19 protein-coding genes, 3 tRNA genes and 1 other RNA gene are annotated in these 22,955 nt (G+C 69.6%); 11 read left to right on the top strand and 12 right to left on the bottom strand.

The window, feature by feature from the left end; all coding sequences use genetic code 11:
- Positions 1 to 17: 17 nt before the first annotated feature.
- From panB to CYJ26_RS00285, 3 genes are all read left to right on the top strand, one after another.
- Entirely contained in the window at positions 18 to 935 is a 918-nt protein-coding gene (gene panB / locus CYJ26_RS00295) for a 3-methyl-2-oxobutanoate hydroxymethyltransferase (protein ID WP_081449234.1), read from the top strand.
- Between the two features lie 11 nt (positions 936 to 946).
- The gene (map, locus tag CYJ26_RS00290; RefSeq protein WP_024035012.1) at positions 947 to 1,864 is read left to right on the top strand and encodes a type I methionyl aminopeptidase; all 918 of its coding nucleotides are present in this window, start codon (positions 947 to 949) and stop codon (positions 1,862 to 1,864) included.
- Between the two features lie 129 nt (positions 1,865 to 1,993).
- Positions 1,994 to 3,142 carry a hypothetical protein gene (locus tag CYJ26_RS00285; protein ID WP_034236323.1) on the top strand — a complete coding sequence of 383 codons (1,149 nt, stop codon included), beginning with the start codon at positions 1,994 to 1,996 and terminating at the stop codon, positions 3,140 to 3,142.
- 86 nt (positions 3,143 to 3,228) lie between these two features.
- Here the strand turns inward: CYJ26_RS00285 and rnpB are convergent.
- An RNA gene (gene rnpB / locus CYJ26_RS00280) (RNase P RNA component class A) lies at positions 3,229 to 3,617 on the bottom strand.
- A 34-nt stretch (positions 3,618 to 3,651) separates the two neighbouring features.
- Between rnpB and CYJ26_RS00275 the strand changes: the two genes are divergently transcribed.
- Positions 3,652 to 4,449 carry a YaaA family protein gene (locus CYJ26_RS00275; RefSeq protein ID WP_006549862.1) on the top strand — a complete coding sequence of 266 codons (798 nt, stop codon included), beginning with the start codon at positions 3,652 to 3,654 and terminating at the stop codon, positions 4,447 to 4,449.
- A gap of 4 nt (positions 4,450 to 4,453) precedes the next feature.
- On the opposite strand, the gene CYJ26_RS00270 is transcribed toward CYJ26_RS00275, so the two are convergent.
- From CYJ26_RS00270 to CYJ26_RS00245, 6 genes are all read right to left on the bottom strand, one after another.
- Positions 4,454 to 5,188, bottom strand: coding sequence for a zinc ribbon domain-containing protein (locus CYJ26_RS00270; RefSeq protein WP_006549863.1), 735 nt, complete (start codon positions 5,186 to 5,188; stop codon positions 4,454 to 4,456).
- A gap of 28 nt (positions 5,189 to 5,216) precedes the next feature.
- Positions 5,217 to 6,056: a Nif3-like dinuclear metal center hexameric protein gene (locus CYJ26_RS00265; RefSeq protein ID WP_006549864.1), complete on the bottom strand. Its 840-nt coding sequence runs from the start codon at positions 6,054 to 6,056 to the stop codon at positions 5,217 to 5,219.
- A 163-nt stretch (positions 6,057 to 6,219) separates the two neighbouring features.
- A tRNA-Leu gene (locus tag CYJ26_RS00260) sits at positions 6,220 to 6,301 on the bottom strand.
- Positions 6,302 to 6,318: 17 nt separating this feature from the next.
- Positions 6,319 to 6,409: transfer RNA gene (locus CYJ26_RS00255), tRNA-Ile, on the bottom strand.
- 68 nt (positions 6,410 to 6,477) lie between these two features.
- Positions 6,478 to 6,553: transfer RNA gene (locus tag CYJ26_RS00250), tRNA-Val, on the bottom strand.
- A gap of 68 nt (positions 6,554 to 6,621) precedes the next feature.
- Positions 6,622 to 7,026: a DUF3052 domain-containing protein gene (locus CYJ26_RS00245; RefSeq protein WP_006549865.1), complete on the bottom strand. Its 405-nt coding sequence runs from the start codon at positions 7,024 to 7,026 to the stop codon at positions 6,622 to 6,624.
- 319 nt (positions 7,027 to 7,345) lie between these two features.
- On the opposite strand from CYJ26_RS00245, the gene aceE reads away from it, so the two are divergent.
- Positions 7,346 to 10,105 (top strand): pyruvate dehydrogenase (acetyl-transferring), homodimeric type, encoded by a 2,760-nt coding sequence (aceE, locus tag CYJ26_RS00240; protein WP_048681185.1) that lies wholly within the window; start codon positions 7,346 to 7,348, stop codon positions 10,103 to 10,105.
- Positions 10,106 to 10,196: 91 nt separating this feature from the next.
- On the opposite strand, the gene aspA is transcribed toward aceE, so the two are convergent.
- Positions 10,197 to 11,672 (bottom strand): aspartate ammonia-lyase, encoded by a 1,476-nt coding sequence (gene aspA, locus CYJ26_RS00235; protein ID WP_024035800.1) that lies wholly within the window; start codon positions 11,670 to 11,672, stop codon positions 10,197 to 10,199.
- A gap of 257 nt (positions 11,673 to 11,929) precedes the next feature.
- Here aspA and CYJ26_RS00230 point away from each other — a divergent pair, with 257 nt between their 5' ends.
- The 4 genes from CYJ26_RS00230 (at position 11,930) to CYJ26_RS00215 (ending at position 15,848) form a co-directional block, all read left to right on the top strand.
- Positions 11,930 to 13,108 carry a PucR family transcriptional regulator gene (locus CYJ26_RS00230; RefSeq protein ID WP_006549868.1) on the top strand — a complete coding sequence of 393 codons (1,179 nt, stop codon included), beginning with the start codon at positions 11,930 to 11,932 and terminating at the stop codon, positions 13,106 to 13,108.
- Positions 13,105 to 14,139 carry an ACP S-malonyltransferase gene (locus CYJ26_RS00225; RefSeq protein ID WP_024036573.1) on the top strand — a complete coding sequence of 345 codons (1,035 nt, stop codon included), beginning with the start codon at positions 13,105 to 13,107 and terminating at the stop codon, positions 14,137 to 14,139. Before CYJ26_RS00230 ends, CYJ26_RS00225 begins: the two co-directional genes overlap by 4 nt.
- Before the next feature lie 176 nt (positions 14,140 to 14,315).
- Positions 14,316 to 14,564 carry an acyl carrier protein gene (locus tag CYJ26_RS00220; protein ID WP_048681170.1) on the top strand — a complete coding sequence of 83 codons (249 nt, stop codon included), beginning with the start codon at positions 14,316 to 14,318 and terminating at the stop codon, positions 14,562 to 14,564.
- Positions 14,565 to 14,567: 3 nt separating this feature from the next.
- Positions 14,568 to 15,848 (top strand): beta-ketoacyl-[acyl-carrier-protein] synthase family protein, encoded by a 1,281-nt coding sequence (locus CYJ26_RS00215; protein ID WP_040319880.1) that lies wholly within the window; start codon positions 14,568 to 14,570, stop codon positions 15,846 to 15,848.
- 8 nt (positions 15,849 to 15,856) lie between these two features.
- Here the strand turns inward: CYJ26_RS00215 and CYJ26_RS00210 are convergent, their stop codons facing one another.
- The 4 genes from CYJ26_RS00210 to CYJ26_RS00195 form a co-directional block, all read right to left on the bottom strand.
- Complete coding sequence (locus CYJ26_RS00210) at positions 15,857 to 16,357, bottom strand: DUF3145 domain-containing protein (protein WP_006549872.1); 501 nt, start codon at positions 16,355 to 16,357, stop codon at positions 15,857 to 15,859.
- A gap of 177 nt (positions 16,358 to 16,534) precedes the next feature.
- Positions 16,535 to 17,476 carry a DUF7916 family protein gene (locus tag CYJ26_RS00205; RefSeq protein ID WP_006549873.1) on the bottom strand — a complete coding sequence of 314 codons (942 nt, stop codon included), beginning with the start codon at positions 17,474 to 17,476 and terminating at the stop codon, positions 16,535 to 16,537.
- Between the two features lie 67 nt (positions 17,477 to 17,543).
- Entirely contained in the window at positions 17,544 to 18,035 is a 492-nt protein-coding gene (def, locus tag CYJ26_RS00200) for a peptide deformylase (protein ID WP_006549874.1), read from the bottom strand.
- A gap of 87 nt (positions 18,036 to 18,122) precedes the next feature.
- Complete coding sequence (locus CYJ26_RS00195) at positions 18,123 to 19,352, bottom strand: glycosidase (RefSeq protein ID WP_034236328.1); 1,230 nt, start codon at positions 19,350 to 19,352, stop codon at positions 18,123 to 18,125.
- A gap of 145 nt (positions 19,353 to 19,497) precedes the next feature.
- On the opposite strand from CYJ26_RS00195, the gene CYJ26_RS00190 reads away from it, so the two are divergent.
- Together CYJ26_RS00190 and dnaG are read left to right on the top strand one after the other, a co-directional pair.
- The gene (locus CYJ26_RS00190; protein ID WP_006549876.1) at positions 19,498 to 20,820 is read left to right on the top strand and encodes a deoxyguanosinetriphosphate triphosphohydrolase; all 1,323 of its coding nucleotides are present in this window, start codon (positions 19,498 to 19,500) and stop codon (positions 20,818 to 20,820) included.
- A gap of 90 nt (positions 20,821 to 20,910) precedes the next feature.
- Complete coding sequence (gene dnaG / locus CYJ26_RS00185; protein WP_048681175.1) at positions 20,911 to 22,917, top strand: DNA primase; 2,007 nt, start codon at positions 20,911 to 20,913, stop codon at positions 22,915 to 22,917.
- The last annotated feature ends 38 nt before the right edge of the window (positions 22,918 to 22,955 follow it).

Genomic DNA, 22,955 nt, shown 5'->3' with positions numbered 1-22,955 from the left:
CGCCTAGGCTGGAGCCCATGACTGAGACACCCTCGTCCTCCTCGTCCCTGGGCCACAGCCAGCCGCAGGCAGGCGAGACCTCGGCTCCCTACGGGTCTGCCGTACCTGCTTCCTCACCTGCCTCCAGCGCGCCCCGGCCACGCAAGGTCCGCGTCCAGCACCTGGCACAGATGCGCGAGCGCGGGGAGAAGATCGTCATGCTCACGGCCTACGACGCCGTCACAGCACGGATTCTCGACGTCGCAGGAACGGACGTGCTCTTAGTGGGTGACTCCATCGGCAACGTGAGCCTCGGCTACGACTCCACCTTGCCGGTAACCCTGGACGAGATGGTCGTGGCCACCCGCTCGGTGGCACGCGCCACCGAGCGCGCCCTGGTGGTGGCCGACCTGCCGTTCGGCACCTACGAGGCAGGCCCTGAGCAGGCCCTGGCGAGCGCCGTGCGCCTGGTCAAGGTGGGGGCCAACGCCGTCAAGCTGGAGGGGGGTCGCACCCGGGCCCAGACCGTGCAGGCCCTGACCGACGCCGGGATCCCGGTCATGGCCCACGTCGGCTTCACCCCGCAGTCGGTCAACGCCCTAGGAGGATTCCGCGTCCAGGGACGAGGTGAGAAGGCCGCCGACCGGATGGTGGCCGACGTCCAGGCCCTGGGCGAGGCAGGCGCCTTCGCCGTCGTGCTGGAGATGGTGCCCGAACCCGTTGCCGCGCGCGTGACAGAGCTCTCCCCCATGCCCACCATCGGAATCGGCGCGGGCGGCAGGTGCGACGGCCAGGTGCTCGTGTGGTCGGACATGGCGGGGATGACGCAGTGGACCCCGCGTTTCGCAGCGCAGTTCGGGCAGGTCGGCACGGCGCTGAGCCAGGCTGCCGGAGCCTTCGCCCAAGCGGTTCGCTCCGGCAGCTTCCCCGCGCCCGAGCACTGGTTTGACGCCTGAGCCAGACTCCTATGCTTAGGACCATGACTGAGCACGACGCTGCCTCTTCCACGACCTCGCTGGCTGACCGGGCTCCCCGCGGCACCTTGACCAAGGGCGTCGTCGGCCCCGAGCGCCACGTCCCGGGCTCCATCGCCCGCCCGGAGTACATGTTCCACGACGGTCCCGAGCGCGTGACCGCCTCTGACGTCAAGGACGCCGAGACCGTCGAGCGGATCCGCCAGGCCGGTCGCCTAGCCGCCCGTGCCATGGCCGAGGCCGCCAAGGCGATCGCCCCGGGCGTGACCACCGACGAGCTGGACCGGATCGCCCACGAGTACCTGTGCGACCACGGCGCCTACCCCTCGTGCCTGGGCTACATGGGCTTCCCCAAGTCGATCTGCACCTCGGTCAACGAGGTCATCTGCCACGGCATCCCCGACTCCACCGTGCTCAAGGACGGCGACCTCATCAACCTTGACATCACCGCCTACATCCACGGCGTGCACGGGGACACCAACGCCACCTATGCCGTGGGTGAGGTCGATCCCGAGACGGCCCTGCTCATCGAGCGCACCCGCACCGCCATGGAGCGGGGCATCAAGGCGGTGCGCCCGGGCCGCGAGGTCAACGTCATCGGCCGTGTCATCGAGAAGTACGCCAAGCGCTTCGACTACGGCGTGGTGCGTGACTACACCGGCCACGGAGTCGGCGAGGCCTTCCACTCCGGCCTCATCATCCCCCACTACGACGCTGCCCCCGCCTACGACGACGTCATGGAGGTGGGCATGGTCTTCACGATCGAGCCCATGCTCACGCTCGGCACTGAGGACTGGGAGCAGTGGGACGACGGCTGGACGGTGCTGACCAAGGACCGTTCGCGCACCGCCCAGTTCGAGCACACGCTGGTGGTCACCGAGGACGGGGCAGACATCCTCACCCTCCCCTGAGCCTCAGTGGGGCTGCTCAGTCTGCGTGCCAGGCCTGCGCACATGGCTGGTGAGCGTGTAGCGTCTGTCATGGCGTGACCAGCGTGACGCCGCCCACGTCCCTCTACCACTCCCAGGAGATGTCGCCCTATGGCACCGCGTTTCAACCCTCCGCCCAACTGGCCCGCTCCTCCGGAGGGTTTCATCCCGCCACCCGGGTGGCAGCCTGACCCCTCCTGGGGCCCTGCCCCAGAGGGCTGGCAGCTGTGGGTTGACGACGGAGCTGGTCCTGACCCCACGGCCGTCATCCAGCCGGCTCCCGGCGCTGGTACCCCGGCCACAGCACCCGCCTCCTCGCCGGCGCCGACCGTCCCGGTCCAGCCCTTCGGAGCCTCGGCCGGGTCTGCGCCGTCGGTCTCCTCACCCCCCGCCTACGCCGGAGCCACGGCCGTCTTCCCCGCCGCCGCACCGACGATGCCTGCAGCCCCCGGCGCCCCCGCTTTCGCCTCCCCTGGAGGTCCAACAGGTCCGACGGCGGGTGGCTGGCAGCCCATTGACGTCGGTACTCCCGGCGCAGGCAAGGACCCACTGACCCGCAAGTGGTGGTTCTGGCTCATCGTCGTCGTGGTCGTCCTGGCCGTCGTCGGCGGCGCCGCCGGGGCGATCCTGTTCCTGGTCAAGGGCTCCGAGCCTGGTTCCGGTAGCGAGTCCTCCTCCGAGGTCTCTGTCTCCGCCCCCGCAGATGAGTCGGAGGCCGCAGCCGGCTCCGAGCAGGACTCCGAGGCTGAGGAGTCAGAGGCTCCCGAGGCCACCAAGGGCGCGGGCTCATCCATGGACGACCCCCTCGACCCCAGCCAGCCAGTGACCTTCAAGGCCGGTGAGTTCGACGATGACCCGCAGGCCTCGATCGACGTCACCCTCGGCGCGGTGGAGTGGAACGCCAACGAGTCCATCAAGGCGGCCTATGACGCCCAGGGCTACTCAGAGGGTTACAAGGATCCGGGTGAGGGCAAGGTCTACATGCGGGTCCCGGTGACCATCACCTACCACGGCTCCGGCCAGCTCAGCAGCTTCGAGCTGGAGATGGACTACGTCAAGGACGGCAACACCCACACCACTGAGTCCGTCTTCCTGGATGACGAGTTCGATCTCCAGGACATGCCGCGTGACGGCGGTTCGGCGAGCGGGTACTACACCTACGTCATCAACGCCTCTGACGCCAACAGCGGTGTCTTCGCCGCCTCGGCCTTCTCCTCCAGGTACGACGGCACCGGCGAGGTCTATATCCAGGCCAAGTAAGCAACCCACGTCATGGCACGGGCCGCTGTCCGGGGATCCCGGGCAGCGGCCCGTGCCGTGCGCCGCAGGAGGCGCGCACGAGCGGACGAACGAGCCGACCTGTACGCCGGGTTCTGTTGCCGCCTGCCGTGACCGGCGATGGCGGTGGCGACCATCCATCTTGGCCTGCTGTTGCCAGCAGGCTCACGCGACCTACCCGCAGGCTCGGGCGAGCAGCCCTCTGGCGCCTGCTGTGCGGTCTTGCTCCGGGCGGGGTTTACCAAGCCGCTGTAGTCACCTACAGCGCTGGTGGGCTCTTACCCCACCGTTTCACCCTCGCCGACCAGAAGCGAGCTTCCGGCCGGCAGTCTGTTCTCTGTGGCACTGTCCCGCGGGTCACCCCGGGTGGCCGTTAGCCACCGCCCTGCTCTGTGGAGCCCGGACGTTCCTCGATCCACGGGTCGCCCCGCGGTACCGCGGCCGCCCGGTCGGCTCGTCCGCGCCGGACAGCCTACCCCTAAGATCGGTGCGTGCTCATCCTCCTACCTCCCTCTGAGGGCAAGACCGCACCCGACGCCGGCCCGGCCCTGGACCTGGGCAGCCTGTGGGAGCCAGACCGGCTGACTGGGGCCCGCCGCACGGTCATGGCCGAGCTGGCCGCGCTCAGCGCCGGTAGCGAGGCTGCCCGCGTGCTCGGGCTCGGACCACGCTCGGCAGATGACGCCGCGCTCAACCTCGTCCTGGAGCAGGCCCCCTGTGCCCCGGCCTACGCGCTGTACACCGGGGTGCTCTTCGACGCCGCCCAGATGTCCCTCCTGGGCTCCTCCGCGGACACTCGCGAGGTCCTGCGCCATGAGGTGATCGTCTTCTCCGGCCTGTGGGGCGCGGTGAGAGCCACGGACCTGCTGCCCGACCACCGGCTGTCGATGGGCGTGAGCCTGCCCGACGCCGGGCGCCTGGCGTCCTTCTGGAAGCCCGTCCTGGCGCCGGTCCTGACCAAAGCGGCCGACGGCGTCGTCGTCGACTGCCGCTCCGGGGTCTACTCCCCTGCCTGGCAGCCGGGTCCGGGGGCGCAGGGCCAGCTGGTGCGCGTGCGGGTGGTCAGCCGGAGACCGGACGGTAGCCACGCCGTCGTCTCCCACCACGCCAAGCACACCCGCGGGCTGCTGGCCGGAGCGCTCGTGCGTGCCCGCGCCACGTCCGGCCTGCCCGCTGACGCCGACGTCGAGGACGTCCTTGCCCTGGCCGCTCAGATCGAGGGCGTACGCGATGGCTGGCTCGGCGAGCCGGACTCGCGCGGCCGACGAGATCTCACGCTCGTCGTGTGAGAGATCAGCGCTCCATCCGCACGATGATGACGTCACCGTCCTCGGCGTGGATGACCTCGTCCTCGTCAGCGGCGGCGATGCGTGCGTGCTCCTGCGGGCTGATCTCCACGGCGGCGCCCTCGACGCGCCGTCCGTACAGTGCGACCGCGCCCACCCCACCGGTAGCCTCGCGCACTGCGTCATAGTCGGCCAGGAGGTCCGCAGCGACGGAACCGGCCAGGAAGTCCCGCTTGCCCTGCTCCTCGGCGATAGCGGCGTCCAGCCGCGCGAACTCGGCGTCACGCTCAGCGGTCAGCTCACGGCCAGCAGCCCGGATCGCCGTCTCTTCCTCGGCCAGGCGATCGACCTCACCCTGCGCCGCCTCCAGGGACTCCATGGCGGCCAGCTGGGCCTCCTCCAGCACGGCCTGACGCCGTCCGAGCTGGTCGATCTCACCCTGGATAGCCGTCAGGTCCCGGGCGCCTGCCCCGCCCGAGGACAGGCGCTCGCGCAGCACCCCGGCACGGCGCACCACCTGGCCGACCTCGTCCTCGCGGCGTGTGGCCTCCTTCTTGGCCTCGCTCAGGCCGGCGTCAGCGATCACGGCCTCGCGCTTGTTGGCCTTCAGCCGCTCCACCGTCGCCTCGATGCGGGCGAGCACGGGCAGGTGCCGGCGCTCGTGCCTGAGCCGCGCCAAGGCAGAGTCCAGTGCCTGGAGCTCGATGAGCAGCCGCTGCTGGGCAAGTGGTGCGCGCGTCACGTCGGGGGTCCTTCCGGTGGTGGCGCCCTCAGGCGCCCGTGCTCAGTCTCAGGGTCCAGGCGTCGGTGACGACGCACGAGACCTGTGCGGTGAGTCTACGTCCCTGGGCGGCCGCCTCGGCCTCAAGACGCGTGGCCAGCGGGGGCAGTCCCACCCACTCCGTCGCCCAGTGCGTACCGCACAGCAGGAAGGGGCGTCCCTCAGCCAGGTGGTCGGTCGCAGGGTGGTGCCGTAGGTCCGCGGTCACGAACACGTCCGCGCCAGCCGCCCGGGCGGCGCCGAGCAAGGAATCCCCAGAACCACCTGAGACAGCGATCCGGCTCACCTGGGCGTCCAGGTCTCCGCCGACGAGCAGGCCGGGGACGCAGTCAGGCAGGACCGTAGCCACGGTCTGGGCGAAGGCACGCAACGTCGTCGGCTCCGCCAGCTCCCCCACGCGTCCGATCCCCAGCTCAGGGTCAGCCTGGCTCGGGCTGAGCACGACGGTCCGCGTGAGTCCCACGGCCGCTGCCAGTGCGTCAGCCACGCCGCCGGCCGCCGAGTCCCAGGAGGTGTGGGCGTTAGCCAGGGCGATGCCGGCGCGGATGAGGCGGTGGACACTGCGGCCCTTGGAGGTCGTGGCCGAGACGTGGTCAGTGCCACGCAGGAAGAGGGGGTGGTGGGTGATGACCATGTCCACGCCCGTCTCGATCGCCTCATCAACGACGGCGGGCAGCGGGTCGACGGCCAGCAGTACCCTGCGTACCGGGTCCGCGGGGTCTCCGCAGATGAGCTGGTTGGAGTCCCAGGGCTCAGCGAGCTCGTTCGGGGCGATGCGACGCAGGAGGCTGACGACCTCGCCGACGGTCAATGGGGTGGTCTCGCTCATGGTCCCAAGCCTACGGCCGGCGACCCGCCAGGCAGGTCCCGCTACCCACCCATGCCCGTCGCTACCCGTTGAGGTTGCCCGCTACCCCGTAGCGCGCGCTGAGGGGTAGCCACGGATACCAGGGGGTAGCCACAGGCGCCAAGGGGTAGCGACGGCGGTCAGGTGCCCCCAACGGGACTCGAACCCGTACGCCCAAGGGCATCGGCTTTTAAGGCCGCTGTGTCTACCGATTCCACCATGGGGGCGTGGCTGGCTGAGCCAGTACCCCCACTGGGATTCGAACCCAGGACCATGTGCTTATCAGGCACGGACGAGGTATAAGCTCGCTGCTCTAACCACTGAGCTATGGGGGCCCGCCAGGGTGCCAAGTAAGCACGCTGACCGGCTGAGACTACCGCAGTCACGGCCGTCGCTGTGCACGTGGTGGACCCGGCCGGACTCGAACCGACGACCGACGCGGTGTAAACGCGTTGCTCTACCAACTGAGCTACAGGTCCGTGGCGCCCGTAGGCGCTGCTGCTCGCCGCAGCATACGGCACGCCGTCGTTCGACGACGCACCCGGCGTCAGTGCCGCCGGCTGGAGATGCGGATGCCGCTCCAGTGCTGGCCCATCGCCGCGGCCGAGGTGGCATGCATACCGGCAGTGCGGGCAGCCTCCTCCACGTCCGAGGAGGGAACGGCCCCGGCCGTACGAGCCTTGGGGGTGAGCACCCAGATCACGCCGTCGCCGTCGAGGTTGGCCTGCGCGTCCACCAGGACGTCAGTCAGGTCGTCGACGTCACCGTCGTCATCGCGCCACCACACGATCGTGGAGTCGGCTACGTCCTCATAGTCCTCATCGACCAGCTCGGTACCGGTCAGCGCCTCGGCGGCCGCGCGGAGCTCGTCGTCGACGTCGTCGTCGTAACCGAACTCCTGGATGATGAGGCCGGAGGTGAAGCCAAAGGCCCCACCTGCTGTGCTCGCCACTGTCGTCTCTCCGTCCCTCGGGCTCGCAGTGCGTCCCGTTCTCGTGCGCGGTAGCGCGGTTTTCAGTGCCCCGTGGGGCGCTACGGAGTCTAGCCCACAGCATGTGACCCCACTGACGCAAGCCCATACGCTCAGCCGGATTCCGGTGGCTGACCTCACAGCATCACTGGGACCTTCTTCCCGTCACCTGGGCGACGCTGTGACGCAAAGGCCGTAGATTTGTGGTGGACTACAGTCCATGCGACCCGGCCGGGCTCGCCGGCCCGACGCCGCCGCGAGCCTGAACTGCCACCGCACCGAAGCGAGGAAAGAGGAACCCGTGAGCCCGACCAGTGACTCCACGCCGCTCATCGACGGCCTCCTGACCAAGGTCACCGACAACGACCCCGAGGAGACCAGGGAGTGGCGCGAGTCCCTTGACGCCCTCATCCAGGAGAAGGGTGGCCCCCGTGCCCGCTTCATCCTGCTGTCGATGCTGGCGGAGGCACGGCGCAAGAACGTCGCCGTCCCCTCGCAGACGACGACGCCCTACGTCAACACCATCGACGTCGCCGACGAGCCCTACTTCCCTGGCGACGAGGACGCCGAGCGCACCTACCGCCGATGGAACCGCTGGAACGCCGCCGTCATGGTCACCCGCGCCCAGCGCCCGGGGATCGGGGTGGGCGGACACATCTCCTCCTACGCGTCGACCGCCACGCTCTACGAGGTCGGCCTCAACCACTTCTTCCGCGGCAAGGACCACCCTGGCGGCGGCGACCACGTCTTCTTCCAGGGCCACGCCTCCCCCGGCAACTACGCCCGAGCCTTCCTCGAGGGCCGTCTGACTGAGGACGACCTCGACGGCTTCCGCCAGGAGTACTCCCACCCCGCCGCCACCGGCGGACGTGGCATCCCCTCCTACCCGCACCCGCGCCGGATGGAGGACTTCTGGGAGTACCCGACCGTCTCGATGGGCCTGGGCCCGGCTGAGGCCATCTACCAGGCCTGGTTCGACAAGTACCTCCAGGGTGCGGGCATCAAGGACACCTCCCAGCAGCACACCTGGGCCTTCCTGGGCGACGGCGAGATGGACGAGCCCGAGTCACGCGGCATGCTCCAGCTGGCGGCCTCCCAGCAGCTGGACAACCTCACCTTCGTCATCAACTGCAACCTGCAGCGCCTGGACGGCCCGGTGCGTGGTAACGGCAAGATCATCCAGGAGCTGGAGGCCTTCTTTAAGGGCGCAGGCTGGAACGTCATCAAGGTCATCTGGGGCCGTGGCTGGGACCAGCTGCTGGCCGCGGACAAGGACCACGCCCTGGAGCACCTCATGATGGAGACGCTCGACGGCGACTACCAGACCTTCAAGGCCAACGACGGCGCCTACGTGCGCGAGCACTTCTTCAACCGTGACCCGCGGACCGCCGAGCTGGTCAAGGACTGGACCGACGAGGAGATCTGGGCCCTGCAGCGCGGCGGTAACGACTACCGCAAGATGTACGCCGCCTACAAGGCGGCCATGGAGCACAAGGGCCAGCCCACGGTCATCCTGGCCCACACGGTCAAGGGCTACCTGCTGGGCTCCCACTTCGCGGGCCGCAACGCGACCCACCAGATGAAGAAGCTCAAGCTCGACGACCTCAAGGGCCTGCGCGACCGGCTGCACATCCCGATCACCGACGAGCAGCTGGAGGCTGACCCCACCCGTCCTCCGTACTACAAGCCTGCGCCGGATGACCCGGCTCTGCTCTACATGCTCGAGCGCCGTCGCCAGCTCGGAGGCTTCGTGCCCGAGCGCCGTGACGCCGGCACCGAGCTGGAGCTACCCGGTGACAAGGTCTACGACATCCTCAAGTCCGGCTCGGGCAAGCAGGAAGTCGCCTCGACGATGGCCTTCGTGCGCCTGCTCAAGGAGCTCATCAAGGACAAGAACATCGGCCGCCGCTTCGTGCCGATCGTTCCTGACGAGTCGCGCACCTTCGGTCTGGAGTCGCTGTTCCCCACGAAGAAGATCTTCAACACCCAGGGACAGAACTACACGCCGGTGGACGCGGACATGATGCTGTCCTACCGCGAGTCCACCTCCGGTCAGCTCATGCACACCGGCATCAACGAGGCTGGCTCCGCCTCACTGTTCCAGGTGGCCGGTACCAGCTACGCCACCCACGGCGAGCCGATGATCCCGGTCTACATCTTCTACTCGATGTTCGGCTTCCAGCGCACGGCCGACCAGTTCTGGGCCGCCGGGGACCAGCTGGCCCGTGGCTTCGTCATCGGTGCCACGGCCGGTCGCACGACGCTGACCGGTGAGGGTACCCAGCACATGGACGGCCACTCCCCGCTCATGGCTTGGACCAACGAGGCCTTCGCCTCCTACGACCCGGCCTACGCCTACGAGATCCGCCACATCGTGCGTGACGCGCTGGAGCGCTGGTACGGCCCGGACAGCGTTCGTAACCGCAACATCATGTACTACCTGACGGTGTACAACGAGCCGATCGTCCAGCCGGCCGAGCCCGAGGACGTCGACGTCGAGGGCATTCTCAAGGGTCTGCACAAGATCTCCGACGCCCCGGCAGGCGACGGTCCCGAGGTCCAGCTGCTGGCCTCCGGCGTGGGGGTGCCGTGGATCGTCGAGGCTCAGCGGATCCTGGCTGAGGACTGGGGCGTGCGCGCCAGCGTGTGGTCCGTAACCTCGTGGGGCGAGCTGCGCCGTGAGGCTCTGGCGGTGGAGAAAGACAACTTCCTCCACCCCACCGCTGACCAGCGCGTGCCCTACGTGACCGGCAAGCTTGCCCACGCCACCGGTCCCTTGATCGCCACCAGCGACTTCGACCACGCGGTGCCTGACCTCATCCGTCCGTGGGTCCCTGGCGACTACCACGTGCTGGGTGCCGATGGCTTCGGCTTCTCCGACACCCGCGCTGCGGCTCGCCGCCACTACCTCATCGACGCCGATTCCGTCGTCGTCAAGGCGCTTCAGGCGCTGGCGCAGCAGGGCAAGCTCGACCGCGAGGTCGTGGCCCAGGCGATCGAGCGCTACAACCTTGAGGACGTCAACGCCGGTTCCTCCGGCAGCCAGGGTGGCGAGGCCTGAGGGCTGCCGTTCTCGCTGAACGCGTGAGTGCGGCCGGTGAAGGGTCTTCAAGCCCTGCACCGGCCGCACTTGCACGCGCTGGGCGCTGGCGTCAGTCCTCGTCAGCGTCCTCGGCCCGGGTACGGGGAACCGACGGGTCAGAGCCGGAGTAGTAGCGCATGTCGCGGTAACGCGGACGCAGGAGGTTGTCCACGCTCAGCAGCTCGTCCAGCGCCTTCTCGTCCAGCAGCCCCATCTCCAGGACCACCTCACGCACGTTTCGTCCTGAGCGGGCGCACTCACGTCCCACCAGGTCACCGTTGTGGTGACCGATGACCTCGTTGAGGTAGGTGACGATCCCGATGGAGTTCAGGACGTTGTCGCGGCACACCTCCTCATTGGCCTCGATGCCGATGATGCACAGCTCGCGCAGCGTGCGCATGGCGTGGGTGAGCAGGCGGATCGACTCAAAGCTCGTCTGGCCGATCACCGGCTCCATGACGTTGAGCTGGAGCTGGCCGGCCTCGGCAGCGAAGGTGAGCGCCACATCGTTGCCGATGACCTTGAAGCAGACCTGGTTAACGACCTCGGGGATCACCGGGTTGACCTTGGCCGGCATGATGGAGGACCCCGCAGCCCGCTCGGGCAGGCGGATCTCCCCCAGGCCTGCACGCGGTCCGGAGGACAGCAGACGCAGGTCGTTGCAGATCTTGGACAGCTTGACCGCCAGCCTCTTGATGGCCGCGTGCATGGAGACGTAGGCGCCGGTGTCGCTGGTGGCCTCCATGAGGTTCTCCGCGCCCTTGATCGGCAGGCCCGTGACCTGCTGGAGGTAGCCCACCACGGAGTCCTGGTACCCCTCAGGAGTGTTCAGTCCCGTCCCGATCGCCGTGGCACCGAGGTTGACCTCCAGGAGCAGGCTGGAGTTGGCCCGCAGCCGCGAGATCTCCTCGCCCAGCAGCACGCTGAAGGCCTCGAACTCCTGTCCCAGGCTCATGGGCACGGCGTCCTGGAGCTGGGTGCGCCCCATCTTGAGCACGTCCTTGAACTGGGTGCCCTTGGACGCCAGGGCGTCGATGAGACGGTCCAGCTCAGCCAGGAGCGCCTCGACCTGGGCGTACAGACCCAGCCGGAAGCCGGAGGGGTAGGCGTCATTCGTGGACTGGGACTTGTTGACGTGGTCATTAGGGTTGATGACGTCGTAGCGTCCCTTGGCGTAGCCCAGGTGCTCCAGCGCAAGGTTGGCGATGACCTCGTTGGTGTTCATGTTGACGCTCGTGCCAGCCCCGCCCTGGAAGACGTCGATGGGGAACTGGTCCAAACAGCGCCCGTCGTCGAGCACCTGGTCGCAGGCCCACACGATGGCGTCAGCCACCTCGTCAGACAGCGTCCCCAACTCGTGATTGGCCAGTGCCGAGGCCTTCTTGACCTGGACCATGCCGCGGATGAAGGCGGGCTCCTCCCCGATCGTCACGCCAGAGATCTGGTAGTTCTCCTGGGCGCGCAAGGTGTGGATACCCCAGTACGCCTCGAGCGGTACCTCGCGGGGACCGAGGAGGTCTTCCTCGGTGCGGGTGGCCTGCGACATCGTGATTCCTCCAGTGCGCCCCAGGCGCACGTCGACGTTGACGGTCTGCTCACGGCCCAGCGCCGTGTTGCAGGCCCCAGCCTAGCGACCCGCAGCAGGACCCGGACGCCATTGCCGGGCGAGATCCGACGGCGTCCACGGACTTTCGCCCCAGATCTGCCGTATTCCGGCCCCGCCGTCGTTTTTCTGTCGGTTCCCTCAAAAGGTCCCACCTGCGGACCGTTCCGGTGTCGTGGGTGCAGGCTAGGCTCTCAGGCATGAAGGACCTCAGTGCACCCGCGGTCGCAGCTCTGCGTCAGGCCCAGGAGCCCATCATCGAGCACGCTCTGGACCGCATCAGCGCCGCGCACCCGTGGTACCGCACCCTGGCTGAGCCTGCCCGCAAGCAGATTGCTGCTGTCGCCCGTCTCGGCGTGACGATGTTCGTCGACTCCATTGAGTTCCCAGACACCGCCGTCGCCCCCGGCAAGATCTTCTCCGTGGCGCCAGCAGCCCTGACCGGCACGATCACGCTGGAGCAGACGCTCGGCATGGTACGCACCGCCCTCGACGTCGTCGTGGAGGAGGCCCCCCAGGCCGTTCCCGAGCAAGATCATGACGCCCTGACGGTTCTCGTCCTCACCTTCGGCCGGGACGTCGGTTTCGCCGCAGCGGAGGTCTACGCCCGCGCGGCAGAGGCTCGTGGCGCCTGGGACGCCCGTCTGGAGTCGGTCGCCGTGGACTCGATGCTCCACGGGTCCCCGGAGGAGGCGGCCTCCCGGGCCGGTTCGGCCGGCTGGAGCGGAAACGGACCGGTGGTGGCGATCGCCGCCCGGGCGAGCCTGGACGCCATCGCAGCCTCCCGGCTTCGCCACGAGGGCAGGCAGCACGCTCACGACTGTCTGGTCTCCGTGCGCGGGGACTCAGTCATCATCGTGCTGGGGGGCCAGCCCGAGGCGGCGCAGTCCTCCGGCAGCCCGGATCAGGCGGTCGACGCCGCAGCCGCCCTCATCGCTCGCCGGCTCGACGGCGCCGCCGTGCTCGGTCCGGTGGTGAGCGCGGTCAGCCAGGCGGGTCGGTCGCTGCGCTCAGCTCTGGCTGGGTTGCGCGCGCTGCCGGGATGGATCCAGGCTCCGAACCCGGTGCGCGCTGACGATCTGCTTCCTGAGCGTCTGCTGCTGGGCGATGAGCTGGCCACCGAGCGCGTCGAGACCCTCGTGCATGAGCCGCTGCGTGCGATGGGTGAGCCCTTTGAGGAGACTGTCGCCACTTACCTGGCGCTGGGCCGCAGCCTGGAAGCCACCGCGCGGGAGCTGTTCGTCCATGCCAACACTGTGCGCTACCGGCTGGGCCGCGTCAGCGAGGTGACGGGATGGGACGCCACCGACGCGCGTGACAGCCTGGTCCTCCACCTGGCCATCATCGCCGGCCGTCTGCACGAAGGCGATCAGCGATGACGACGACGCCCCCGCCGCCCGCAGCGAGCGCCCGCGCACCGCTCGCTCCTGCGCGCGCTGAGCCCGAGATCCTGGCCCTGGCCCTCCCAGCTGGCACCGCCGTCGTCTGCCCCGGGCAGGGTTCTCAGCGCCCCGGCATGCTCACGCCTTGGTGGCAGGGCGCCAACGCCCGCTTCCCCGGCGTACTGGAGGCCATGTCCGAGGCGGCGGATGCGGATCTGGTGGCCCTGGGCACCACGGCCTCGGCCGAGGCTCTCCGCCCCACTCAGGTCGCCCAGCCGCTGACGGTGGCCACGTCCCTGGCCTGCGCCATCGCCGTCGGGCTCGCCGGCCCTCGCCCCGTTCAAGCCTCACCTGGGCCAGCGCCGGTGCTCGCTGGGCACTCCCTCGGGTACCTCACCGCCTTGGCACTGGCCGGGGTTCTCTCCCCGGCCGAGGCCGTCGGGCTGGCTGCGCTGCGGGGCCGGGCGATGGCCCGGTGCGCGGCCGAGCACGACGGTGGGATGGCGGCGCTTATCGGCGGTAGCCGGGAGGAGGTCCTGGCGGCTATCGACCAGGCCGGCCTGACTGCCGCCAACGTCAACGGCTCAACCCAGGTGGTTGCCTCGGGCAGCCGCGAGGCACTGGCGGCGCTCGTTCCCCCTGCCGGCGTCCGCGTGCTCCCCCTTGCCGTGGCAGGAGCCTTCCACTCCCCCGCGATGTCCGCGGCGCAGACGCAGGTGGCTGCGGCCGTGGCGCACCTGCCCCGGCGGGCCTCCACCGCCGTCGTCATCGATGACGCCGACGGCGTAGCCCACCTGCCGCACGAGGGCAGCGAGGGCCTGCTGGACGCCGTCTGCGCCAAGATCACCCGGCCCGTGCGCTGGGACCTGGTCCAGGAGACACTGCACCGGCAAGCGATCACCTCGATCATCGAGCTCGCCCCCGCAGGAACCCTCACCGGCCTGGCTCGCCGCGACCTGCCAGAGACGCACCTGACCCGCCTGCGCTCGCCTGAGGACCTGGTGGAGCCGGCGCGGCGCCAGGCCTGACACCCGCCTCGCGCCGCCAGCCGGCCCTGTGACAGGCCGACGCGCCGTCGGTTCACCCCCGCCCCTGCTTGTGAGACACAATGACCGGTAGCGGCCGCTCACCGGCCCTACCGCCCGGACTCGGCCGTGGCCAGAGCCGGCGCCACCACGAGTCTATGACCTCTTAGGAGACCCTGATGCCTGAGCAGACCGACGTCCTCACCGTCATCGCCGAGATCACTGCTGAGGAGGCTGGCGTAGAGGCCAGCGCGATCACGCCTGAGTCCCGCTTCGCCGACGACCTCGACATCGACTCCCTGGGCCTGCTCACCATCGCCACCCAGGTCGAGGAGCGCTTCAGCGTCGCGCTGGACGACTCCCTCATCCCCACCCTGCCGACCGTTGGCTCGCTCGTCGAGCTCGTGACCGCGCAGAAGCAGGGCTGAAACGTGGCCCGTCCCGCTCCCGAGGCCTCGGCCCTGGCGCCACGCACCGTTGTCGTCACCGGCCTGGGTACCACTAATCCGTTGGGCGGGGACGTGCCCACCACGTGGCAGGCCCTGCGCGAGGGGCGCTGCGCGGTGCGCGAGCTGGACGAGGACTGGGTGGCGACCCACGAGCTGCCGGTGCGGATCGGGGCTCGGCTCGCCCTCGAGCCGCAGTCCTGCCTGACGCCTAAGGAGCTGCGGCGACTGGACCGTGCCAGTCAGTGTGCCCTGCTGGCGGCGCGTGAAGCCTGGCAGCAGGCGTTCGGCCCGGGCGCGGCAGGCAACGGGGTGGTCGACGGCCAGAGGCTGGCTGTCTCGATCTCGCCGGGCATGGGCCCCGTGCTCTCGGTCATGGAGGCCTGGGACACCCTGCGTGAGAAGGGACCACGCCGGGTGCTGCCGACGGCGGTCCCGGCTCTCATGCCCAACGCTCCGGCGGCCACGGTTGGTATCGAGCTGGGCTCGACGGCGGGGATCCACGCGCCGGTGTCCGCCTGTGCCTCAGGAGCCGAGGCCATCGCCTACGGCGCCGACCTCATCGCCTGGGGGCGCGCCGACGTCGTGGTCGCCGGTGGCACGGACGCAGCCCTGCACCCCATGACGGTCGCTGCTTTTGCCGCCATGCGGGCCCTGTCCACCCGCAACGAGGAGGCGGCGACGGCGTCGCGTCCCTTCGCACCCGATCGCGACGGCTTCGTCCTGGGTGAGGGGGCCGGTGTTGTGGTCCTGGAGTCCGCTGCGCACGCAGCAGCCCGCGGCGCCCAGGTGCTGGCGGTCCTCGCAGGTTCGGCCGTGACCGCAGACGCCTATGACGTGGCCCGGCCCGATCCGAGCGGCGCCCAGCAGGAGCGAGCGCTACGAACCGCCCTGGACCAAGCTGGCCTGGAACCCAGCCAGCTCGGGCACGTCAACGCCCACGCGACCTCGACGCCCGCCGGGGACGTGGTCGAGGCGCAGGTGCTGGCGCGAACGGCGCCAGCAGCGGCAGTCTCGGCGACCAAGTCAGCGACTGGCCACCTCCTGGGCGGAGCCGGCGGCCTGGAGGCGGTTCTCAGCGTCATGGCACTGGCCGAAGGCTGGCTGCCACCGACCTTGCTGCCTGGCGGCATCGATCCGCAGATCGCCGAGCTCGGAGTGGACATCGTCGGTCCGCAGGGGCGCCAGGTCCCTGGGCTGCGGGCCGCAGCCAGCACCTCCTTCGGTTTTGGCGGGCACGACGTCGCGCTCGTCTTCACGCGCTGAGCGCAGGCTCAGCCCACCCGGTGCAGCCAGCGCACCGGCGCGCCCGCACCGGCATAGCGGAAAGGCTCGAGCTCGTCGTCCCAGGCTTGACCGAGGGCCAGATCCAGCTCGCGGCGCATGACCTCAGGTTGGGAGGCATGCACGAGCGCCGCGCGCACCCGGTCCTCAGGTACCACCACATTGCCGTGCACGTCGGTCTGGGCGTGGAAGATCCCCAGGTCCGGGGTGTGGGACCAGCGTCCGCCGTCGGAGCCCGGGGCGGCCTCCTCGGTCACCTCGTAGCGCAGGTTCGCCCAGCCCCGCAGCGCGCTGGTCAGCCGGGCACCAGTGCCTACCGGCCCCACCCAGCTGGCCTCGGCACGCAGCATGCCGGGAGCCGCAGGCTGCTCCGTCCAGTCCAGGTGGACGCGTGCGCCCAGCACCTCGGCGGCCGCCCACTCGATGTGCGGGCACAGCGCGCGAGGCGCAGAGTGCACGAAAAGAACACCGCGGGTGTAGGCACCGTTCACGATGGATCGCCTCCTGGTTGGTTCGAGAGCCGTCTTCCCCTACGTTCTCGAGCCCGACCGGGCCTCCTCATGACGCACGCGGCGTGCAAGGTCATGGTGCCATGAACCGCCCCTCAAGGCCAGCACCGCCACACCTGCGGGCGCTGCCCGCCACGCTGGCGCGACGGCTAGCGCGCCTCAGCGCATGCGCGAGGCCGCGATCCGGTGCCAGGTGTGACGCCGACCGCGCACCGCGAGGCTGTAGGCGTAGATGTTCTCCGGCGGGGCGATTCCGAAGAAGCCGGAGTCCCCGATGTGGTGGATATCCGCACCGGTGGTCTTCGAGTCCAGCCCCAGACGCTCGATGACGCTCGTCGAGGCCCCCTCCTGGGAGGTACCGATCGAGTTCCACGCCAGCATGCCCCGCGCGTGCGCCGCAGCCACCCAGGCCTCGCTCGCGGACACGCTCGTGCCTGGCGTGGTACCCGGAGCCGGCAGCACGACGCCGTGGGCACCGGCGTCAGCCAGGCGAGCGACGTCGTCGGCCGTCATCACCGGCTCACCCGAGCCAGCAGCGTGCATCCGACCAGCGAGCAGCACCAGCTCACCGTCCGTGGCTGCGCGAATCTGCCTGGTGGCCTCGATAATCGCCTCGATCGTCACCCCCGTACCGGGGTTTCCCGTGATGACGGCGATCTGCCCGCCCTGCTCGACCAGCATCTGCGCGGCACGCACCGTGGCACGCCGGCCCTGCGGAAAGGTCGCTTGAGGGAAAACCGGCTCCAGGTTCACTGCCGTGACCCGCCCCGTCCACTGGGACACCTGTCCGGCGGTCACGCCCCGGCCCAGACCGACCGAGCCGAAGGCGAAGGCATCGGCGTCTCCAGCCTCCTGCTGGCCCTGCGCATCAGGCATGCCGGCCACACACGGGTGATCGACGTCGTAGAGGTTGAGCACGACGATGTCCGCCCCCGCAGCAGCAGCCAGCTCGGGGTTGGAGACCTTGTCCAGCAAAGGGCCGGTAGCCACGATCGTCTCGGCGGCGACGGCGCGTCCCTCACTGTCAGCGATGGCACGCACGAGCTCCTCGCCGCGCAGCCCTGGCAGGGCCGAGGAGGGAAGGTCGATCAGTCGAGTCATGGAGGGCTCCTTCGTCGCAGCCGGGCGGGGGGGGGTGGGAAAGCTGTCAGATGCAGCCTCGTAGCGCCTACAGACCCTGGGCGCGCAAGTCCTTCATCGCCTTGGCCCGGTTCTTACGGTCCAGGCGGTCCAGGTAGAGGTGCCCCTCCAGGTGGTCGCACTCGTGCTGGATGCACCGGCCCATGAGCTCCTCACCCTCGACCACGACCTCCTTGCCGTCCAGGTCGATGCCGGTGGCGCGCGCGTACCAGGCACGCTTGGTCGGGTACCACAGCCCGGGCACGGACAGGCAACCCTCGTCCCCGTCCTGGTACTCGTCAAAGTTCAGCTCATCGATCCGGGGGTTGAGGATGTAGCCGATCTCGCCGTCGATGTTCCAGGAGAAGGCACGCAGCCCCACACCGATCTGGTTCGCGGCCAGGCCCGCGCGGCCGTCCTCGTCCACGGTCTCCAGCAGGTCCTCAACCAGCTGCTTGACCGAGTCGTCAATGTCAGTGATCCACTCGCACTGGGTGCGCAGGACCGGGTCGCCGATGATGCGGATGTCGCGGTAAGCCATGGGCTCATCTTCGCACGTGGCACCGCCTGGGGCAGAACCCCGCAGCTCCTCTCCCGCCGCGCGCCCCGGCCCTTGGCCGACTCGCCCCTAGCGGACCGTCGCGGCGTCGAGCCAGGTGGTCGTCGTCGGCGGGACCTGCAGCAGCCCGTCCTTCTGGTCCAGCTGCTGGGAGCTGAGCAGGACAGAGGCGTGCTCAGGCAGGGCCACGGCCTGGTCAGTGGTGTTGACCAGGACGACGACGTCGCGCACGAGCAGGGTCAGCGCCTGCGGCGGGCACCAGTCCAGGCCGGTGACGAAGGCGAGGGTGGAGGTGGCCAGCTTGCGCTCACGACGCAGCCGCGTGGCGTGACGCACGGTAGCCAGCGGCGAGCCGAACTGGCTGGCCTGGGTGTGCGCGTGGGCGCCCACCAGCGCCGCCAGCTCCATGGCAGCCTCCGGCTTGTCCTGGTCCAGCAGGGCGATCTCGTCGCCCTGGCGCAGGTAGAGCGCACCGGGCAGGGCCAGCATGAGGGCCTGCATCGACAGTCCTCGACGACGCCGTTCCTCCCCCGCCACGTCGAACCAGCGCCGCCCGTCCCCAGGATCGGTGGCCGCGCTGAGGCGGAAGCTGGGCAGGTAGCGCCACACCGGCGGCGCGCCGAAGCGGTCGTGCTCGGCCAGTGAGGCCGTGATGTGACGCGTCAGGGACTCCACGTCCCAACGCGTGAGGGTCAGGGCGTCGTCGCGCAGGTGGTGCAGCCAGTCCTCCTGGAGGTGGTGGCGCATCGTGTCCGGGTAGTCCGCGGACACGTCCGCCCCGAGGATCCCGTCCTCCACGTGCATAGCGACCAGACCGTGCAGGATCGTGAAGTACTCGGTCAGGCGTCCCAGGTCCGTGCGCTCATCGACCTCCGGGGGAATGATCGTGCCCAGGTCGACGCCGTCGGCCCCGGCGGCTAGGAAGGCCTCTGCACGCTCCAAGATCCCCTCACCGCTGCGCTCGGCGCCGACGACGAAGCGGTCATCATCGTGCACGTGCGCACCCGTGACCGGGCCCAGGGCACCGGAGACCCGCACCACCACGCGCAGACCACGCTCATGCGCCTGCTCGGCCAGTGCCCGGAAGGAGTCGATCTGGCTGGTGGAGGTCTCCAGGAGGCTGGGACGCAGCAGTAGCGCGGTGAAGCCGAGGGAGACCACGTGGTCAAGCATGCGGTGGGCACCAGCCAGATCGGCAGCGCCCAGCTCAGGCGAGGCAATCTCATAAACCAGCCCGTCACGCCACCACTCAATGGGTCCGGAGGACGCACGGTGGACGAGCGTTGTCGTGGTCGTCACGGCAGCTGGCTCCCTTCTGCCGGGCACACCGCCCGGTCACGAGGCCGGGGCGGCACCGGTGAGCACACCTGTGACTGGCACAGGCCGCTAGCGATCGTCCTCAACCTTTCGGCCATACTAGCGCGCCGCTGCGTAGGCTGAGGCCATGTCGTCACCCGAGCACGTCTTGACTACCCCCGCCACAGCCGTTGGAGAGGACCGGGGCGACCTCATCGGCTACGGCGCCCACGACGTCGAACGCTTCGTCACCGAGGCTGCCAAGAACCCTCAGCGCACGCCCTTTGAGCGCGACCGAGCCCGTGTTCTCCACTCCTCCGCGCTGCGGCGCCTGGGGGCCAAGACGCAGGTGCTCGGTCCCTCTGCCGATGACTTCGTGCGCACGCGCCTGACCCACTCCCTGGAGGTGGCTCAGGTTGGCCGGGCGATCGGTCAGGCGCTGGGCTGCGACCCGGACGTCGTCGACACCGCCTGCCTGGCCCATGACCTCGGCCACCCGCCCTACGGGCACAACGGCGAGAAGGCCCTGGACCAGGTGGCCGCCTCGATCGGCGGATTTGAGGGCAATGCGCAGACCCTACGGCTGCTGACCCGGCTGGAGCCCAAGACCCTGGACGCCTCCGGGCGCAGCGTGGGCCTCAACCTCACGCGTGCGAGCCTGGACGCCGTCGCCAAGTACCCCTGGGCCCGTGGTGAGGGGCCGGGCGGGCCTGAGGGCAAGAGCGCCCGCAAGTACTGCTGCTACGACGACGACCGCGAGGTCTTTGCCTGGATGCGTGCTGGTGCGCCGGCGCTCAGACGCTGCCTGGAGGCTCAGGTGATGGACTTCTCCGACGACGTGGGCTACTCCGTCCACGACGTCGAGGACGCCATCGCCCTGGGCAAGATGGACCCGGCCACGCTGCGCTCGGCCGCGGAAAGCCAGGCCGTCGTCGAGGCGACGCTGAACTGGTACGGACACGACCTGGACGCCCAGGAGCTGGAGGCAGCCTGGCGCAGGCTGACGGCGCTGGAAAGCTGGATCGCGGGATACACCGGGTCCATGGCCGACGCCGCCGGCCTGAAGAACATGACGAGCCAGCTCATCGGCCGCTTCGTCTCCGAGGTGGCGCGCGCCACCCGTGAGGTCTTCGGCGACGGCCCGCTGGCCCGCTACGACGCCGATTTGGTCATCCCCGAGGGAACCCGCGCCGAGATCCTCGTGCTCAAGGGGGCGGCGGTGCGCTACGTCATGGCGCCGCGCGAGCACGAGCCGGTCTACCTGCGCCAACGCACCGAGCTGTTCGATCTGGCAGACGTGCTGACGGCCTCGGGCGACGAGCACCTGGAGCCCGTCTTTGCCGAGGCCTGGCGGCAGGCGGCCGACGACGCCGGGCGACTGCGCGCGGTGGTTGACCAGATCGCCTCGTTGACGGACACCTCGGCCAGGCAGTGGCACGCTCGGTTGTGCGGGCTGTTCTCCCAGGTGTGAGGGCTCCACGAGGAGGCGGGGCTCTCCTGGCAGGAGCGGGCCTGGCTCAGCACGTTCATTGATGTCGGTGGGCACGCCTAGGATGACGCCATGGCGGGACTGATCAAGCGCGAGGACATCGAGGCGGTGCGTGAGCGCGCCAAGATCGAGGACGTCGTCGGCGAGCACGTCACGCTCAAGAGCGGCGGCGTGGGCTCGATGAAGGGACTGTGCCCCTTCCACGATGAGAAGACCCCGTCCTTCCACGTCCGCCCCCAGCTGGGCCTGTGGCACTGCTTCGGCTGCGGCGAGGGAGGGGACGTCATCTCCTTCGTCGAGAAGATCAACCACCTCTCCTTCGCTGAGGCCGTGGAGTACCTGGCTGGACGCGTCGGGGTCCAGCTGCGCTACGAGGACTCCTCGGGGGACGTGCGCCGCGGTGTCGAGCCCGGCACGCGCCAGCGCCTGCTGGAGGCCAACCGCGTGGCCGAGGAGTGGTTCCGCTCCCAGCTCTCCCCCGCCAACCCCGCTGCCGCCTCAGCCGGCCGTTTCCTCTACGGACGCGGTTTCGACGACGCCGCTCTCGCCCGCTTCGGTGTGGGCTACGCGCCCCCCGGCTGGGACAACCTGGCCGGGCACTTGCGCTCAAAGGGCTTCACAGAGGCAGAGCTCGTAGCCTCCGGCCTGTGCGGCCAAGGAGGAACCGGCGGCGGACGTGTCTACGACCGCTTCCGAGACCGGATCATGTGGCCCATTCGGGACGTGACCGGAGCGACGGTGGGCTTCGGTGGCCGCCGACTGAGCGACGAGGACAAGACCGTCCCCAAGTACCTCAATACCCCGGAGACCGCGATCTACCACAAGAGCCAGGTCCTCTACGGACTGGACCTGGCCAAGAAGGACATCGCTAGCCAGCACCGGGTGGTGGTCGTCGAGGGCTACACGGACGTCATGGCGGCCCACCTGTCCGGGGTGACGGTAGCCGTGGCTACCTGCGGAACCGCGTTCGGCGAGGACCACGTGCGGATCGTGCGGCGTCTCCTGGGAGACGCCGCTGATCCGTCGGCCGGCGTGGTCATGGGCAACCGCGTTCGTGGCGGCGAGGTCATCTTCACCTTCGACGGCGACGCCGCCGGCCAGAAGGCGGCCTTGCGCGCCTATGGCGAGGACCAGCACTTTGCGGCACAGACCTTCGTCGCCGTCGAGCCACACGGCCTGGATCCCTGTGACCTGCGGCTGGAGGAGGGTAACCAGGGCATTCCTCGCCTGCTGGAGCGGCGCAAGCCCCTGTTCGAGTTCGTCATCCGCACCTGCCTGGCCAACCTGGATCTGGACACTGCTGAGGGCCGGGTACGCGGTCTGCGCACGGCGGCGCCGATCGTCGCCGGGATCCGGGACAGGGCTCTGCGCCGTGAGTACACGCGGCGTCTGGCCGGATGGGTGGCCCTTCCCGAGTCAGACGTGCTGCGCGCCGTCCAGTCTGCCGAGAGACGAGGACCTGGCGCCGTCCAGGCCTCCTCCGGTGGCAGTGGGGATGCGGTCCTGGGCACGGATGCCCGGCGTCCTGCGCTTGAGCCGGTGACGGACCAGGTCACGGCCCTGGAGCGTCAGGTTCTGGCCACCATGGTGCAGCAGCCGATGGCAGCAGCGCGCGCCGGGGCGGACACGATTGAGTCCGCCGCCTTCTCCAACGCCGTCCACCGCGCCGCCTTCGAGGCGATCGAGGCTGCGGGAGGCGTCAGCCGGATGCAGGACGAGGTCACGGCACTCACCGCCGGGGGCAAGGGTCTGAAGGAGATCGAGCGCACTGCCTTCGCCCACTGGGTGGAGCAGGTTCGCCTCGGTGCCACCCCGGAGATTGATGCGGCGCTGACGGCGCTCGCGGTCGTCACGCTTCCGGTGGCCACACGGCGGGGATCGCAGGAGATCGACCCTGATGCCCTTCAACGCTACGCACGCGACGTCGTGACCTCGCTGGCTCGAATGGGTGTCAACCGTAGGCTCACTGAGCTGCGCGGCCGGCAGAGGCGTATGTCTGCCGAGGACCCCGGGTACCGCGAGCTCTTCGAGGAGATCGTGGGCCTGGAGAACAAGCGCATGCAGCTGAGCCAGGGCTGAGCAGGCCCAGACTCGCTCGGCCCTCTGACAGCCAACCT

The sequence above is a fragment of the Actinomyces urogenitalis genome, assembly GCF_002861525.1.
Classification (GTDB): Bacteria; Actinomycetota; Actinomycetes; order Actinomycetales; family Actinomycetaceae; genus Actinomyces; species Actinomyces urogenitalis.
Note: the sequence above shows the minus strand (reverse complement) of the source record. Positions and strands in the feature narration are given on the sequence as shown.

Bases quoted from the DNA above. Each gene is read 5' to 3' on its own strand.
- CYJ26_RS00190 (WP_006549876.1), top strand. From the start codon at position 19,498: ATGTCGTCACCCGAGCACGTCTTGACTACCCCCGCCACAGCCGTTGGA.
- def (WP_006549874.1), bottom strand. From the start codon at position 18,035: ATGGCTTACCGCGACATCCGCATCATCGGCGACCCGGTCCTGCGCACC.
- CYJ26_RS00265 (WP_006549864.1), bottom strand. From the start codon at position 6,056: ATGAGCGAGACCACCCCATTGACCGTCGGCGAGGTCGTCAGCCTCCTG.
- CYJ26_RS00220 (WP_048681170.1), top strand. From the start codon at position 14,316: ATGCCTGAGCAGACCGACGTCCTCACCGTCATCGCCGAGATCACTGCT.
- panB (WP_081449234.1), top strand. From the start codon at position 18: ATGACTGAGACACCCTCGTCCTCCTCGTCCCTGGGCCACAGCCAGCCG.
- CYJ26_RS00230 (WP_006549868.1), top strand. From the start codon at position 11,930: ATGAAGGACCTCAGTGCACCCGCGGTCGCAGCTCTGCGTCAGGCCCAG.
- aspA (WP_024035800.1), bottom strand. From the start codon at position 11,672: ATGTCGCAGGCCACCCGCACCGAGGAAGACCTCCTCGGTCCCCGCGAG.
- dnaG (WP_048681175.1), top strand. From the start codon at position 20,911: ATGGCGGGACTGATCAAGCGCGAGGACATCGAGGCGGTGCGTGAGCGC.
- CYJ26_RS00285 (WP_034236323.1), top strand. From the start codon at position 1,994: ATGGCACCGCGTTTCAACCCTCCGCCCAACTGGCCCGCTCCTCCGGAG.
- map (WP_024035012.1), top strand. From the start codon at position 947: ATGCTTAGGACCATGACTGAGCACGACGCTGCCTCTTCCACGACCTCG.
- CYJ26_RS00205 (WP_006549873.1), bottom strand. From the start codon at position 17,476: ATGACTCGACTGATCGACCTTCCCTCCTCGGCCCTGCCAGGGCTGCGC.
- CYJ26_RS00225 (WP_024036573.1), top strand. From the start codon at position 13,105: ATGACGACGACGCCCCCGCCGCCCGCAGCGAGCGCCCGCGCACCGCTC.